The organism is Sideroxydans lithotrophicus ES-1 (assembly GCF_000025705.1).
Taxonomy (GTDB): Bacteria; Pseudomonadota; Gammaproteobacteria; order Burkholderiales; family Gallionellaceae; genus Sideroxyarcus; species Sideroxyarcus lithotrophicus.
In genome coordinates this window covers 1,735,959-1,750,544 of record NC_013959.1, presented here as the reverse complement: position 1 = coordinate 1,750,544, position 14,586 = coordinate 1,735,959, and the positions used below count along the sequence as shown (strand labels likewise).

General features: G+C 55.7%; 14 protein-coding genes and 1 tRNA gene. 12 read left to right on the top strand and 3 right to left on the bottom strand.

Translation table 11 applies throughout. The features are described from left to right. The first annotated feature begins 11 nt into the window (after window positions 1-11). The 12 genes from SLIT_RS08695 to SLIT_RS08640 all read left to right on the top strand — a co-directional run bounded on the left by SLIT_RS08695 (window position 12) and on the right by SLIT_RS08640 (window position 11,164). Window positions 12-809 carry a hypothetical protein gene (locus SLIT_RS08695; RefSeq protein WP_150102982.1) on the top strand — a complete coding sequence of 266 codons (798 nt, stop codon included), beginning with the start codon at window positions 12-14 and terminating at the stop codon, window positions 807-809. Window positions 810-816: 7 nt separating this feature from the next. Further along, window positions 817-2,604, top strand: a complete 1,788-nt coding sequence (locus SLIT_RS08690) for an adenylate/guanylate cyclase domain-containing protein (RefSeq protein WP_013029868.1) — start codon at window positions 817-819, stop codon at window positions 2,602-2,604. Continuing rightward, window positions 2,604-3,386 carry an ABC transporter permease gene (locus tag SLIT_RS08685; protein ID WP_013029867.1) on the top strand — a complete coding sequence of 261 codons (783 nt, stop codon included), beginning with the start codon at window positions 2,604-2,606 and terminating at the stop codon, window positions 3,384-3,386. The genes SLIT_RS08690 and SLIT_RS08685 overlap by 1 nt, the downstream gene beginning before the upstream one ends. Window positions 3,387-3,628: 242 nt before the next feature. Continuing rightward, window positions 3,629-5,542 (top strand): threonine--tRNA ligase, encoded by a 1,914-nt coding sequence (thrS, locus tag SLIT_RS08680; protein WP_013029866.1) that lies wholly within the window; start codon window positions 3,629-3,631, stop codon window positions 5,540-5,542. 21 nt (window positions 5,543-5,563) lie between these two features. Beyond that, window positions 5,564-6,082, top strand: a complete 519-nt coding sequence (gene infC, locus SLIT_RS08675; protein WP_013029865.1) for a translation initiation factor IF-3 — start codon at window positions 5,564-5,566, stop codon at window positions 6,080-6,082. Between the two features lie 130 nt (window positions 6,083-6,212). Further along, window positions 6,213-6,410 (top strand): 50S ribosomal protein L35, encoded by a 198-nt coding sequence (rpmI, locus tag SLIT_RS08670; protein WP_013029864.1) that lies wholly within the window; start codon window positions 6,213-6,215, stop codon window positions 6,408-6,410. Window positions 6,411-6,420: 10 nt separating this feature from the next. Further along, window positions 6,421-6,780, top strand: a complete 360-nt coding sequence (gene rplT, locus SLIT_RS08665; protein ID WP_013029863.1) for a 50S ribosomal protein L20 — start codon at window positions 6,421-6,423, stop codon at window positions 6,778-6,780. 58 nt (window positions 6,781-6,838) lie between these two features. Beyond that, on the top strand, window positions 6,839-7,849 hold the full coding sequence (gene pheS, locus SLIT_RS08660) for a phenylalanine--tRNA ligase subunit alpha (protein ID WP_013029862.1): 1,011 nt from the start codon (window positions 6,839-6,841) through the stop codon (window positions 7,847-7,849). 156 nt (window positions 7,850-8,005) lie between these two features. Next, window positions 8,006-10,360 carry a phenylalanine--tRNA ligase subunit beta gene (pheT, locus tag SLIT_RS08655; protein ID WP_013029860.1) on the top strand — a complete coding sequence of 785 codons (2,355 nt, stop codon included), beginning with the start codon at window positions 8,006-8,008 and terminating at the stop codon, window positions 10,358-10,360. A gap of 9 nt (window positions 10,361-10,369) precedes the next feature. Then, the gene (locus tag SLIT_RS08650; RefSeq protein ID WP_013029859.1) at window positions 10,370-10,678 is read left to right on the top strand and encodes an integration host factor subunit alpha; all 309 of its coding nucleotides are present in this window, start codon (window positions 10,370-10,372) and stop codon (window positions 10,676-10,678) included. After that, window positions 10,659-11,027: a MerR family transcriptional regulator gene (locus SLIT_RS08645; protein ID WP_013029858.1), complete on the top strand. Its 369-nt coding sequence runs from the start codon at window positions 10,659-10,661 to the stop codon at window positions 11,025-11,027. Before SLIT_RS08650 ends, SLIT_RS08645 begins: the two co-directional genes overlap by 20 nt. A 60-nt stretch (window positions 11,028-11,087) precedes the next feature. After that, window positions 11,088-11,164, top strand: a tRNA-Pro gene (locus tag SLIT_RS08640). Between the two features lie 136 nt (window positions 11,165-11,300). Here the strand turns inward: SLIT_RS08640 and SLIT_RS08635 are convergent. Genes SLIT_RS08635 through SLIT_RS08625 form a run of 3 tightly spaced genes read right to left on the bottom strand, consistent with a single transcriptional unit; the run spans window position 11,301 to window position 14,542 of the window. Further along, entirely contained in the window at window positions 11,301-12,572 is a 1,272-nt protein-coding gene (locus tag SLIT_RS08635) for an NAD(P)/FAD-dependent oxidoreductase (protein WP_013029857.1), read from the bottom strand. Between the two features lie 46 nt (window positions 12,573-12,618). Next, window positions 12,619-13,326 (bottom strand): response regulator, encoded by a 708-nt coding sequence (locus SLIT_RS08630; RefSeq protein ID WP_013029856.1) that lies wholly within the window; start codon window positions 13,324-13,326, stop codon window positions 12,619-12,621. After that, a complete protein-coding gene (locus SLIT_RS08625; RefSeq protein ID WP_013029855.1) occupies window positions 13,319-14,542 on the bottom strand; it encodes a GAF domain-containing sensor histidine kinase in 1,224 nt (407 codons plus the stop codon). Before SLIT_RS08625 ends, SLIT_RS08630 begins: the two co-directional genes overlap by 8 nt. Window positions 14,543-14,586 lie beyond the last annotated feature (44 nt).

The following is a 14,586-nucleotide window of genomic DNA, read 5'->3' as shown; positions in this document are numbered from 1 at the left end:
TGGAGGTACGATTGACCATTCGTTCATTCATCGCCATGTTGTGCGGCCTCTTGCTGCTTTCTGCCTGCGGGCATGTGGAGGAATTGCGCAGTGCCAGGCAGGAGCAGGCCACTGATCTCAACCAGCGCGCACAACGCGCATTCCAGCGCGGCGAGTATCAGGTCGCGGCAAGGTTGTACGAGAGCGCCCTGCAACTGGATGTCGCCATCGAGAACGTGAACGGCATCGCCATTAATGTCCTCAACCTCGCCAGAGTGAACCAGATGCTGGGTAAGACGGAACTGGCGGAACGCTATCTTGATAGCCTGCTGGATGACAAGGCACTGCACTATGCATCAACCCAGCTTGCGGCGGCAGCGACACAGAAATCCCTGCTGCGTCTGCAGCAAAACGATGAGTCAGGTGCAACGAAGTGGGTGGAAAGGGCTGCCGTGTATTGCGTTTCGGATTGCCCGCTTTCCGGTGTGATCGACAATGCACGAGCCAGCATCGCCCTGCGTGCCAACGATGCCGACAAGACTTTGCATTGGAGCGAACGCGCTGCCTCCGAAAACAGGAATGCGTCGCCGCTTGAATACGCCAATTCTCTGCGCCTGTCGGCTTCAGCCAAATTGATGAAGAATGAACACGATGCGGCGCTGAAGTTGCTGGAGGAATCGCTGGGCATCGATAAATCGCTTGGCTTGCCGGAGAAGATACGCCAGGATTTGCTGCTCTCGGCACAGGTGTACGAAAAAATGGGGCAGGCCGAACGGGCGGCAGAATACCACGACAGGGCGGCCCGCATCGCCGCTGCTTCGGGGAGCTGAGGCTGTGATGGAAACGCTGAAGCGGCTGAACGATCCGAAAGTCAGAACTTCGCTGGGGCTGGGCGTTTGTGTGCTGGTCGCGCTGCTGATGTACTTGTTTGAGGCCGGTGCGCAATTGAGTCGTGTGATATTGGATGAACAATTCGCCCTTTTGCATCAGCACGATGTACACCGATTGAAGAGCGATGTGGTCATCGTCGGTATCGATGAGGACGCAACCAGAGCGCTAAAAGAACCATTTGCCCTGTGGCATCCTCATCTGGGCAAGTTTCTGGAGGCGATGGCCGCAGCGAAACCATCCGTAGTCGGTCTGGATATCGCGTTGCCGGAACGATCCTATCAATTTCTTATTCCCCAGTACGATCAGAGCCTGTTGCAAGGATTGCAGGCTTTGAAGGCGAAGACCCCGCTGGTAATGGCACAGGTGCTGGACGACAGCGGCGCATTCCGCCCGGTTTACGCGCCTTTTGTTTCCGCTGCCGGTGCGGATACTTTGGCATCGGTAGTGGTCTGTCAGGACGACGATGGCGTGGTGCGTCGCTTCGATCCGAACCTGTGCACGGTGAATGCCCGCGGCTCGATGCTGGTCGAAAAAATGGCGGCACATCTGGGCAAGCCGAATCCTGGCACCGGCTTGGTGGATTTCAGCGCAGGTGAGCAATTCGAGTATGTCCCTTTCCTCAAGGTGCTGGAATGGCAAACTCAAGGGGACACCGAACAACTGGAGCGCACATTCGGCGGCAAACCGGTGCTGCTGGGCGTGGTGTCCCGCTTTGGCGTCCGCGTCAAAGTGCCGGTTCCTCTGGCAGCATGGGATCCATATAAGCTGCGTGTGCCGGGTGTATTGGTGCAGGCACAGATATTGCGCTCGATGCTGAGCGATGGTTTGATCCGTGAGGTGAACGACTTGGTGGTGGGCGCACTGACTGTGCTTGCGGCTTTGTTCTGGCTGGGACGCATCGGCTGGGTCAAACTTGCCGTTCTGGTCGCCTTTCCGTTCTTGCTGCTTCTGTTCTCCACATGGCAATTGGGGCAGGGCTTATACCTGCCGGTCGGCGGAATATTGCTCTCCGGCGTGTTCGCTTACCTTGCTCGTTTGGGCTACGAGGGAGCGCTGCAAGTGCAGCAACGACAGTGGTTGCGCGGTATTTTCGGCAGCTATGTCAGTCAGGAAGTGTTGCACGAGATCATGGCGGGCAACATCCGTTCCGGACTGGACGGGGCACGCATACGGCTATGCATCCTGTTCGCAGACATCCACGGATTCAGTGCTCGCAGCGAGAACCGGCCCGCGCAGGAAGTGGTTGGTCTGTTAAACGATTATTTCAACGAGATGACCGTTGCGATCCACCAGCATAAAGGCACAGTAGACAAATTCATCGGTGACGGTGTGATGGCTTTCTTCGGTGCCCCCCAGGCGCTGGAACATCCGGAAAGGCACGCGCTCGAAGCGGCACAGGAGATGTTGTTGCGCTTGCGCAATGTCAATGCGCGCCTGCAGGAACAAGGGGGCGCCCCCATCGAGTTGGGCATCGCATTGCATGTGGGCGAGGTCATCGTCGGGCAGATCGGTTCGGAGGCCAGGCATGAATATACGATCATCGGCGATGCAGTGGGACTGACTGCAAAACTGGAAGAATTGACGAGGGCTTTGAGCTATCCGGTGGTGTGTTCTTCCTCCGTGGCAAAGGCGGTGGAGAATTCGGGTGGGTTGGTCGATTGTGGCGAACACACAGTCAATGACGTTCAGCTCCGGGTTTACGGCTGGAACCCGCCATTACTGGTTGCCAACTGATGCTTGCGCTCTGGCCCAGATTCTTCGCATGGCTGAAGATGACGCAGGTGCGCCAGACGGTGACAGGCGCCTCGCAACTGTTGTGGTACGCCTTTACTCATCTGCGCGTGTTGCGTATCCCCCCGGTGAACGCGGTGTTTCACCGGCAGATATTTTTTACCGGGGTTGAAGCATTGCGCATCGTCGCGGTGTTCGGGCTATTGAGCGGCGCGTTGGTCATCACTCAGATCACCTCGCTGGTCGGCGGGGACAGCGAACTGACTGTGAAGATTCTGATCTGGACCTTGGTGCGGGAAGTCGGACCGCTGTTCGCCGCCATCATCATCATCGCGCGAAGCAGCGCAGCCATCGCCTCAGAACTGGCCCTGATGAAGACGCGGCACGAAATGACCAGTCTCTATCGCATGGGCATTCCGCCGCAGGATTATCTGCTGGTACCGCGCATCGCCGGGGTGACGCTCGCCGTTCTGGGGCTTACTATCTATTTTCAGGTCGTCGCCATCGGCGGCGGACTGGCGATTAGTGCCATGTTCCAGAACGTCTCCTATCTCGATCAGGTCGGGCGTTTTCTGCAAACCGTCAAACTGTCCGAATTCGCCGTGGTGGCCTTCAAGGGCTGTTTGTTCGGCCTGGCTATTTCCACCATCTCCTGCTACAACGGCATGCAGGCCCAGCCCTCAGTGACCGAGGTGCCCAAGGTCGCCATCAAGGCCGTACTGCAAAGCCTGCTGTTCGTGTTCACGCTGGATGCCGTCATCGCCTACCTCGGCATGTTGGAGTGAGTTGCGCTATACTGCGCGCCCGTTTGGCGCAAGGAGCGCCTGACAGGCTGTTGTAAAACTACTGTGGTGGTGCATTTACGGCGTTGCGCGGTACTCGTTCCTCGCTTGCCCAAGGTATGTCTCGGTCGCTCCGTGCCGTGCGCCTTGCATCCTGTCCATCTTCACCATGTTTTTTAATAGCCTGCTGACCGAAATTTGAAAGTGCGGCAGTCGCCGCATTTGTTTTTAGCAGAGTGGACAAAATGCCCGTCATTACCTTACCGGATGGTTCGCAACGTAGTTATCCCAACCCTGTGACTGTAGCTGAGGTCGCGCAGAGCATCGGTGCCGGTCTGGCGCGTGCTGCGCTGGCGGGCAAGGTGGACGGGGTACTGGTGGATACCTCGCATCTGATTTCGGTTGATGCCAAGCTGGCCGTCATCACCGACAAGGATGCCGATGGCGTCGACCTGATTCGCCATTCCACTGCGCACTTGCTGGCCTACGCGGTGAAGGATCTGTTTCCAGAGGCGCAAGTGACCATCGGCCCGGTGATCGAGAATGGCTTCTATTACGACTTTGCCTATTCGCGCCCGTTCACTCCGGAAGACCTGACGGCCATCGAGAAACGCATGGCAGAGCTGGCCAAGAAAGACCTGCCGGTGACGCGCAAGGTGTTGCCGCGCGACGAGGCGGTGGCCTACTTCAAATCCATCGGCGAAAAGTACAAGGCTGAAATCATCGAGTCGATCCCGGCCGATCAGGATGTGTCGCTGTACAGCGAAGGCGATTTCACCGACCTGTGTCGCGGCCCACACGTGCCTTCCACTGGCAAGCTGAAGGCGTTCAAGCTGATGAAGGTGGCTGGCGCCTATTGGCGCGGCGATTCGAAGAACGAGATGCTGCAGCGCATCTACGGTACGGCTTGGGCGAAGAAGGAAGACCTCGAGGCCTATCTGGTCCGACTGGAAGAGGCGGAGAAACGCGATCACCGCAAACTAGGCAAGCAGCTCGACCTGTTCCACATGCAGGACGAGGCGCCTGGCATGGTGTTCTGGCATCCCAAGGGCTGGGCGATGTGGCAGGTGATCGAGCAGTATATGCGCGCGGTATATCGCGACAACGGTTACCACGAGATCCGCTGCCCGCAGATCATCGACCGCGTGCTGTGGGAGAAGTCTGGCCACTGGGAACATTACAAGGCCAACATGTTCACCACCGAGTCGGAGAAACACGATTACGCAATCAAGCCGATGAACTGCCCCGGCCACGTGCAGGTGTTCAATGCCGACCTGCGTTCCTACCGCGAACTGCCGCTGCGCTATGGCGAATTCGGCTCCTGCCACCGCAACGAGCCTTCCGGCGGTCTGCACGGCTTGATGCGGGTGCGCGGTTTCGTGCAGGACGACGGACACATCTTCTGTACCGAAGAGCAGATCGAATCCGAGGTGAAGGCCTTTAATACGCTGGTGTTGAAGGTATACAAGGACTTTGGTTTCCATGACGTGGTAGTGAAGCTGGCGCTACGTCCGGAGGGCAGAGTGGGCTCGGACGAGATATGGGACAAGTCCGAGAACGCCTTGCGTGCGGCTCTGCGTGCATCCGGGATGGACTGGGAAGAGTTGCCGGGCGAGGGTGCGTTCTATGGCCCGAAGATCGAATTCCACATCAAGGACGCGATTGGCCGTTCCTGGCAGTGCGGCACGATCCAGGTGGACTTTTCCATGCCGGGTCGCCTTGGTGCCGAATTCGTCGATGAGGACAATACTCGCAAGGTGCCGGTGATGCTGCACCGCGCGATTTTGGGCTCGTTGGAGCGTTTCATCGGAATTCTGGTGGAGAATCATGCCGGAGCGTTGCCGCTGTGGTTGGCGCCGGTACAGATGGTGGTGATGAATATTTCCCAGGCGCAGGAGGAATACGCCGGTAAAGTGGCCCAAACCTTGCGCGCATCCGGCTTCCGGGTGCAATCAGATTTGCGCAATGAGAAGATTACCTATAAAATACGAGAACATAGCTTGCAGAAGTTGCCTTATCAACTGATTATCGGCGATAAGGAAGTGGCTGCAGGTCTCGTTGCCGTGCGATCCCGAACAGGTGAAGACCTTGGGCAGATGTCGGTGGATGCGCTGATCCAGCGCTTGCAAGCCGAACTGCATGCGGAGAGTGCGGTTTAATTTTTTAATGGAGAATTTCCAATAGCACAAGATAAGTCGCAGCGTATCAATGAGCAGATAACAGCACCCCAGGTGCGACTCATCGGCGCGGAGGGAGAGCAGGTTGGTGTCGTGGCAATTGCAGAAGCATTGCGCATGGCGGACGAAGCGGAACTGGATCTGGTGGAGATCGCGCCTTTGGCGGAACCGCCTGTTTGCCGGATCATGGATATCGGCAAATTCAAGTACGCAGAAGCCAAGAAGCAGCACGAAGCCAAGCTAAAGCAGAAACAGGTTCAAATCAAAGAGATCAAGTTTCGTCCGGGTACTGACGAAGGCGACTACAACATCAAGTTGCGCAATCTGATCAAGTTTCTGGGTGACGGCGACAAGACGAAAATTACTCTGCGTTTCCGCGGTCGCGAGATGGCGCACCAGGAGATTGGCATGAAGCTGATCGAGCGTATCAAGGGTGATCTGGACGAATATGGCGTGGTTGAGCAGTTTCCGAAGATGGAAGGCCGTCAGATGGTGATGGTGCTCGGCCCAAAGAAGAAATAAGTTTGCATTGCAGCGGAGCAAGGGACTTGCCGCTGCGGTGGCAGCACAAAGAGTCCCAGACAAGTGGTTCCGGGTTTTCAAGTGTTCCTGTCAGGGACCTCCCGGCGTCATCAAATAAAATGGAGTTGTTATGCCTAAGATGAAAACCAAGAGCGGCGCGAAGAAGCGTTTTAGCGTCCGCGCCGGTGGCAGCATCAAGCGCGGCCAAGCGTTCAAGCGCCACATCCTTACCAAGAAAACCACCAAGAACAAGCGCCAGTTGCGTGGGTCGACAGGTGTCCATGAAACCAACACGGCGTCTGTTCGCGCCATGATGCCTTACGCATAAGGAGTAGAAAATGCCAAGAGTTAAACGTGGTGTAACGGCGCGTGCGCGCCATAAGAAGGTCCTGAATCTGGCCAAGGGTTACCGCGGCCGTCGCAACAGCGTCTACCGTATCGCCAAAGAGGCGGTGATGAAGGCGGGTCAATATGCTTACCGCGACCGTCGTCAACGCAAGCGCCAGTTCCGCACTCTGTGGATTGCCCGTATCAATGCGGCTGCGCGTGAGCAAGGTATGGCGTACAGCGTGTTCATGAACGGGCTGAAAAAAGCCGCGATCGAGATCGATCGCAAGGTGCTGGCCGATCTGGCCGTGTTCGACAAAGCTGCGTTCTCGCAGATCGTCGCACAAGCCAAAGCCAGCCTCGGCGCGTAAATATTACGCAATATAAAAAAGGAGGCGTCATGCCTCCTTTTTTGTTTCAAGATCGAACATGCAAGAACTACAAAAAATTCTCGATGACGCATTGCAAAGCTTCGCTGCGATAGAAGACGCGACGGAGCTGGAAAATGCCAAGGCGCGTTATCTCGGCAAGGAGGGCAGTCTGACTGGCCTGTTGAAGGGCTTGGGCAAGCTTTCCGCCGAAGAACGTCCGGCAGCCGGTGCGCGCATCAATCAGATCAAACAGCAGATCGAAGCTGCCTTGCAGGCGCAACGCGATGCCATCCAGCGACGTGCATTGCAGGCCAAACTGGCTGCGGAATCGCTGGACGTCACACTGCCTGGACGCGGAGCGGGCGTGGGCGGATTGCATCCGGTCACGCGCACTTTGGAACGCATCGAAACCCTGTTCCACTCCATTGGTTATGCGGTGGCGGAAGGTCCGGAGATCGAAAACGATTTCTACAACTTCACTGCATTGAACATCCCGGCAGATCATCCTGCGCGCGCGATGCACGACACCTTCTACATCGATGAGCAGCATGTGCTGCGTACGCACACTTCGCCGATCCAGATCCGCTACATGCAAGCGCATATGGAGAAGTACAAACATCTGGAGACGATGCCGGACATCCGCATCATCGCGCCGGGACGCGTGTATCGCGTGGATTCCGACGCCACCCACTCACCCATGTTCCATCAAGTGGAAGGATTGTGGATAGGCGAGAAGGTCGGCTTCGCCGATCTGAAGGGTGTGATCGCCGATTTCCTGCAGAACTACTTCGAGACCGAAGACATGCAGGTGCGCTTCCGTCCCTCGTTCTTTCCGTTCACCGAACCTTCGGCCGAGATGGACATGAGCTGGAAGGGCGGCTGGCTGGAGATCGGCGGCTGCGGCATGGTGCACCCGAACGTGCTCAAGCATGTCGGCATCGACAGCGAAAAGTACATCGGCTTCGCCTTTGGCATGGGCGTGGAGCGTCTGGCCATGCTGCGCTACGGTGTGAGCGACCTCAGGCTGTTCTTTGAAAATGATCTTCAATTCCTAAAACAGTTTTCATAATGAAAAAGAACTGTGGAATATTTGGCTACGACATAACCAGCCTGCGGCTGGTTAGTCTGCGCCGCAACAACCCGTGCGGGTTGTTGTCAGTGGAGGCTAATGCGGCAAGGCCGCGTTATGCCGTAACTAAAACGACCACTAAGCAATTTAACTGATATGCAATTTTCTGAATCCTGGTTGCGTACCTTCGTGAACCCAGAGCTTTCGAGCGAGGAGTTATCGCATCTGCTGACCATGGCCGGGCTGGAAGTGGAGGAAATGACTTCTGTTGCGCCAGCCTTTGAAAAGGTCGTCGTGGGGCAAGTGAAGACCAAAGACAAACATCCCGATGCGGACCGACTCAATGTACTGACAGTTGACGTCGGACTGGCCGAGCCGCTGAACATCGTGTGCGGTGCGGGGAATGTGACTGTGGGCATGAAAGCGCCCTGTGCGTTGGTGGGCGCGAAGCTGCCCGGCATCGAGATCAAGCAGGCCAAGGTGCGCGGTATCGCCTCTTTCGGCATGATGTGTTCGGAGAAAGAGCTTGGTCTGGCAGAGGAAAGCGCAGGATTGATGGTGCTTAGCGATGATGCTGTCGTAGGCCAGAGTATCCGCGAGCATCTCGATCTGGACGATCACCTGATCACACTGAAGCTCACGCCTAACCGCAGCGATTGCCTGTCGCTGAACGGCATCGCGCGCGAAGTTTCGGCATTGACGGGCGCAGCGTTGCAAACCATTCCGCAGACTGTCTTTAAGCAAACGGGAAATCAGGGCTGCAAGGTCAAGGTGGCGGCATCCGATGCGTGTCCGCGTTACAGCGGACGGGTGATTTCCGGAGTGAATGCCAAGGCTATGACTCCAGCCTGGATGGTGCAGCGCCTGCAGCGTTGCGGTTTACGCAGCATCAGTGCGCTGGTGGATGTGACCAACTATGTGCTGCTGGAACTGGGGCAGCCGTTGCACGCCTTCGACTTGGGCAAACTGAACGGTGATATCGAGGTGCGTTTTGCCCGTGCTGGCGAGAGCCTGAAGTTATTGAACGAGCAGACGGTCGATTTGCAGGATGACATGCTGGTGATCGCAGACGACAAGAACCCCGTAGCGTTGGCTGGCGTGATGGGCGGCGCGGACAGCGCGGTTGACGATGCGACCACCGACATTTTCCTGGAAAGTGCATTTTTCTCACCTGGAGTGATTGTGGGAAAATCACGCCGGCTCGGTTTCAGCTCGGATTCCGCCTATCGTTTTGAGCGCGGTGTGGATTTCGCGGCAACGCAGCTTGCCTTGGATCGTGCCACGCAATTGATCATCGACATATGTGGCGGCCAGGCCGGTGTCGCCACGGAAGTGCAGGGCGCATTGCCCGCACGTCATCCGGTAAGGTTGCGTACCTCGCGGGTGCACCGGGTGTTGGGCTTGACGCTGAAATCCAGCGAGATAGCACAGATACTGTCGCGGCTCGGCATGGTGTACCAGCAGAAGGACGATGAATTTTCGGTAACTCCACCCAGCTATCGTTTCGATATCGCCATCGAAGAAGACCTGATCGAGGAAGTCGCGCGTGTGCACGGCTACGAGAACATCGAGCCAGCGCCGATCCAGGCGCGCATGACGATATTGCCGCAGGTCGAGGCCCTGCGTCCTTTGGTGAAGCTGCGTCAAACCATGTTGCTGCGCGATTATCAGGAAACCATCAATTACGCCTTTGTCGAGGCCGATTGGGAACGCGATCTGTGCGGCAATACCGCGCCGATCGCCTTGAAGAACCCTATTGCCAGCCAGATGAGCGTGATGCGCAGCAGCTTGCTGGGCGGCTTGCTGGGTGGCTTGCGTACCAATCTTTCCCGTAAACAGCCGCGCGTACGCCTGTTCGAGATCGGTGGCTGTTTTGCTGCCGAGGCCGGCAGCTATGTACAGCATGAACGTTTGGCCGGATTGGCCTATGGTGGTGCCGTTGCGGAGCAATGGGGTGTTCCGGCGCGCGATGTGGATTTTTACGATGTGAAAAGCGATATTGATGCCTTGTTCGCGCCGAGTAGCTTGAGCTTTCAGGCAGCGCAACACCCGGCTTCGCATCCAGGACGTTCGGCGCGCATTCTGCTGGATGGGCGGGATATCGGCTGGATCGGCGAACTGCATCCGCAATGGCAACAACAATACGACCTGCCGCAGTCTGTAGTTTGGTTCGAAGTCGAACTTGCTGCTTTGAGCCAAAATTGCGTTCCCAAAGTGGCGGACATTTCTCGCTTTCCGCCAGTTCGACGGGATATAGCTGTATTGGTTGATGAAAATATGACGGTACAGTCGCTTATAGATGTGATGCGGGCAGAAAAAGTGACCAATGTGGTCGAGTTGGCATTGTTCGATGTATATCGCGGCAAAGGTGTGGAGCAAGGCAAAAAAAGCCTTGCATTCCGTGTGTTATTGCAAGATACTCAAAAAACTCTGACTGATAACGAAATTGAAGAAAACATGGCTCGTCTGGTTGCAGCGTTGCAACGTAAGGGCGCGCAATTGCGAGTTTAAGAGGGGAATATGACGACATTGACCAAGGCGGAACTGGCCGATCTGCTGTTCGAAAAAGTTGGCCTGAACAAGCGTGAAGCAAAAGATATGGTGGAGGCGTTCTTTGAGGAGATACGCATGCAGTTGGAGCAAGGCGAAAGTGTCAAGCTGTCCGGCTTTGGCAATTTTCAATTGCGCGACAAGCCACAACGCCCTGGCCGAAATCCCAAGACCGGCGAAGAGATTCCCATCACCGCTCGCCGTGTGGTGACGTTTCACCCCAGCCAGAAGCTCAAGAGCATGGTAGAAAAGAACTATCATGGAACACCACGTAGCTAATTCGGATTTACCGCCGATTCCGGCCAAGCGTTACTTCACCATCGGTGAGGTCAGCGAGTTGTGTGGGGTCAAGGCCCATGTGTTGCGCTACTGGGAGCAGGAATTTACCCAACTCAAACCGGTGAAGCGCGGCGGCAATCGCCGCTATTACCAGCATCACGAAGTGCTGCTCATCCGGCGTATCCGGCAATTGCTTTACGAAGAAGGTTTTACCATCAGCGGTGCACGAAGCCGTCTGGATCAGCATGCCATCAACCAGGAAGAAAAAACAGCTCCCATGGCTTCTGCTTTTGATGCGGGCATGTTCAAGCGCGAGCTGCGCGCGATCATTGCGCTACTTCATGCTTGACAGTAAAAATTAAAAAACAGTTTTAAGGAAAGAACAGAGCTCTGCTATAATTCGCGCCCTCGGGGCGTAGCGCAGCCTGGTAGCGTACTTGCATGGGGTGCAAGGGGTCGGGAGTTCGAATCTCCCCGCCCCGACCAATTAAATCAATTGGTTACCGAATAAAACAAGCCAGCATCAGCTGGCTTTTTTATTTTTTCGCCAAGTAATTGCAGTTGACCGAGTCGCTGAAGACAAAAAAAGCCCTGGGATCAGGGCTTTTTTCAAAGGTGGCGCTTATTTCAGTTTCTCGATGCCCAGCATTTTGAGGATGCTACCTTCGTAGAACGGTTCTGAATTGCCTTTTTTCATTTTGCGGATGAAGTACTTCTCGAATGCGACCTTGGCCAGATGCACCCACTTGCCTTCGGAGAACCAGTTCACGTTGCGTGGCGGGATTTGCGGTATCGCAACGAAGGCAACACCGCTTTCGCCGAAGTCGGCCAGACACACTGCATTCCAGGTTGCCTCGGTGTCGGCTGGTGTACCGTCCAGATCAGCGTGGATATTGTGTACAGTTGCGGTCACCATGGATTCGATCATATAACCGGTCTTGGGCGTGCCGCAGGGAACCGGAGTGGCTTCTACGGGAGGAATTGCAACACAGACACCTACCGCGAAGACGTTCTTGTATTTCGGATTGCGCTGGTGCTTGTCCACGATGATGAAACCGCGCGGGTTGGTCAGGCCTTCGATGCCGAACACGGCATCCACGCCTTTGAAGGCGGGCAGCATCATGCTGTAGCTGAAAGGCAGCTCGTGTTTTTTCTTCTCCACGCCCATATCGTCGTGTTCGGTGACATACATCTTGCCTGCTTCGATCTTGGTCACCTTGGCATTGCAGATCCACTTGATATGTTTGTCGCGCATGCCTGATTCGAGGATACCATTGGAATCCCCTACGCCTCCCAGACCCAAGTGGCCGATATAGGGTTCGGCGGTCACGAAGGTCATCGGCACCTTGTCGCGCAGCTTGCGTTTGCGCAGGTCGGTCTCCATGATGAAGGCATATTCGTAGGCAGGGCCGAAGCAGGATGCTCCCTGCACAGCGCCAACCACGATAGGGCCGGGTTTCTTGCAGAAATCGTCCCATACGTCATGCGATTTCATTGCGTGATCGACATGGCATACGGAGTAAGTGTGGCCGCCATGCGGTCCAAGGCCTTCGACTTCTTCGAAGGCCAGCTTGGGGCCGGTAGCGATTACCAGATAATCGTAATCCACTGTCTTGCCGTCGTTCAATTCCAGCTGGTTCTGGTCGGGATGTACGCGTTTTACCCCAGTTGAGATGAATTCGATGCCCTTGCGCTCCAGGTAGGTGCGCACCGGAAATTCGATTTGATTGCGATCACGCCACTTAACGCCGACCCAGGGATTGGAAGGGACAAAGTGGAAATTCTCGCCGTTGTTGATGACGGTTACCTTATGCTTCTTGTCCAGCTTTTCCCGCATCTCGTAGGCTGCCGGCATGCCGCCCAGACCTGCTCCCATAATGACGATGTGTGCCATGTTTTCTCCTCTTTGTATAGATCGATTGACGGAACGATTTCCTGATTTATCTACTTCCTTGTTGCTTGGATCCAACGGGTTTGCTCGACTGTGTATCGTCTTCTTCCGGCGTTCCCTGTTCCTTGGCGAACAGTACTGCTGCCTTTACGCGCGATGACAGATTGAGTTTGTTCAGGATGTGTCGCACATGCTGTTTTACCGTGTCATAACTGATCGACAAAGTGAGTGCGATCGCCTTGTTGCTTTCGCCGCGAGATAGCAACTGCAGGATCTCGCGTTCGCGTTCGGTCAGCAGTTTGAGCGAGTTCTTGGGTTCCTGGCCTGACTGATCGCCACGTAACATGTCGATCATCTTCACAGTCATGGTCGGTGCGACTACCAGTTCGCCGGCAGCTACGCGGCGAATGGCATCTACCACTTCTTCAGGCGCCATATCCTTGAGCAGGTAGCCGCGTACCCCGGCGCGTATCGCATTTCCCAGATCCACTTCAGAATCGCTCATGGTCAGCAATACTGCGGGGATATCGCACCCTTCCTTGCGCAACTGCTCAATCATGGCCAGTCCGTCCATCGGTTTCATGCGCAGGTCCACTACCAGCAGGTCTGGCTGTTCCTTGATCAGTGAGCGCAGATCCTCGATGGTGCCGACGGCGCCAAGCACATTGAAGCCGTAACAGCGCGAAAGCAGTTCGCTCAGTCCGCGTCGACACAGGCTTTGGTCATCTACTAGTACGATCTTCAATTCATCAGGCATGCGCTGTCCTCCAGTTCGTCCCGGGTTCAGGGAAGAATAATTGTACGCATGTTCCTAACCCTTTGGTGCTTTCTACTTTGATCTCGCCACCGATGCGCTGTGCGCGTTCACGCATGATGATGATTCCGTAATGGCCTTCCACAGGAGAAAAGGTTCCAACGCCGTTGTCTTCGACGGTAAAAACATAATAACCGCAAAGGTGGTCGACGATCAGTCGGGCATGGCTCGCATTTGAATGTTTTGCGATGTTGGAGAGCGCTTCACGCACGATGTGATAAGCCTGTATCTCATGTTCCAGGGGCAGATCGAGGTCGGCTACCCGGATGGAGCAGTGAAGCACGATATTGTGCTGCCGGCGGAACTGTTCGGACAGCGTCTGCAATGCCTGCAATAGCCCAGCTGGATCCATATCGCTGCGGAAATCCGTTATCAGGGTGCGCACTGTTTTTTGTCCTATCTCCAGTGCCTCATCGATATCGCGCGTATATTTGGTCGCCATCACTTCATTGTTGTTGCGTACCGCGTCGCTCAACAGGGTCGTGTTCATGCGCGCGTAATTCAGCGTCTGAGCCAGTGAATCATGGATTTCGTTGGCGATCGATTGGCGCTCCTTCAATAACTCTTCGCGCTTGGCTTCCCGGGTGGCTTTGATGTGTTCGAGCAGTGTGCCCAACAGATCGGCGAAACTGACCGCCATTTCTGCTGCATTTCCAGAAGTCGATTGCGGGGTGTCAAAAAACAGGGTGAAAACGCCCAGCATGGCCTCGGGGGAGTTGCGACTTTCCAGCGGGATGGAAATGACCGAGCGGAACTGCCGATGGGGACGGTCACCATGCCGTGTTACGCAGGTTTCGACATCGGAGGAACAGAGCCCGTGTTTGAAGGCATCCTTGCCGCAATCTTCGCAGGCCAGTTCGACGATGCGTTCGGCTTCCAGTTCTTCGCCGGTCAATCCTACGGCGCTGATGAGTTGCAGGGTTTGTTCGTCGGGTAACAAGACGCGTACAACACAGGCCCGAGCTTTGATGAAACCGATGGCAGTTTCCAGAAAGGAGTTCAGCAGTGTCTTGAGATCGTTGCTTCGGGCAGTGGCGAACTCCTGTTCTACGCAGGTGTCCAGCCCGCCGTTCTTGCCAGGAAGGACGAACTCAGGATCGCGCGTCCAGTAGAACGCCACGTTGTCCGATTCCTCAATCAACTTTATCTTTCTGCTCATGCCGTAGCCTTCCTACTCCGGTTTGGTCTTCAGGAAAATCAATG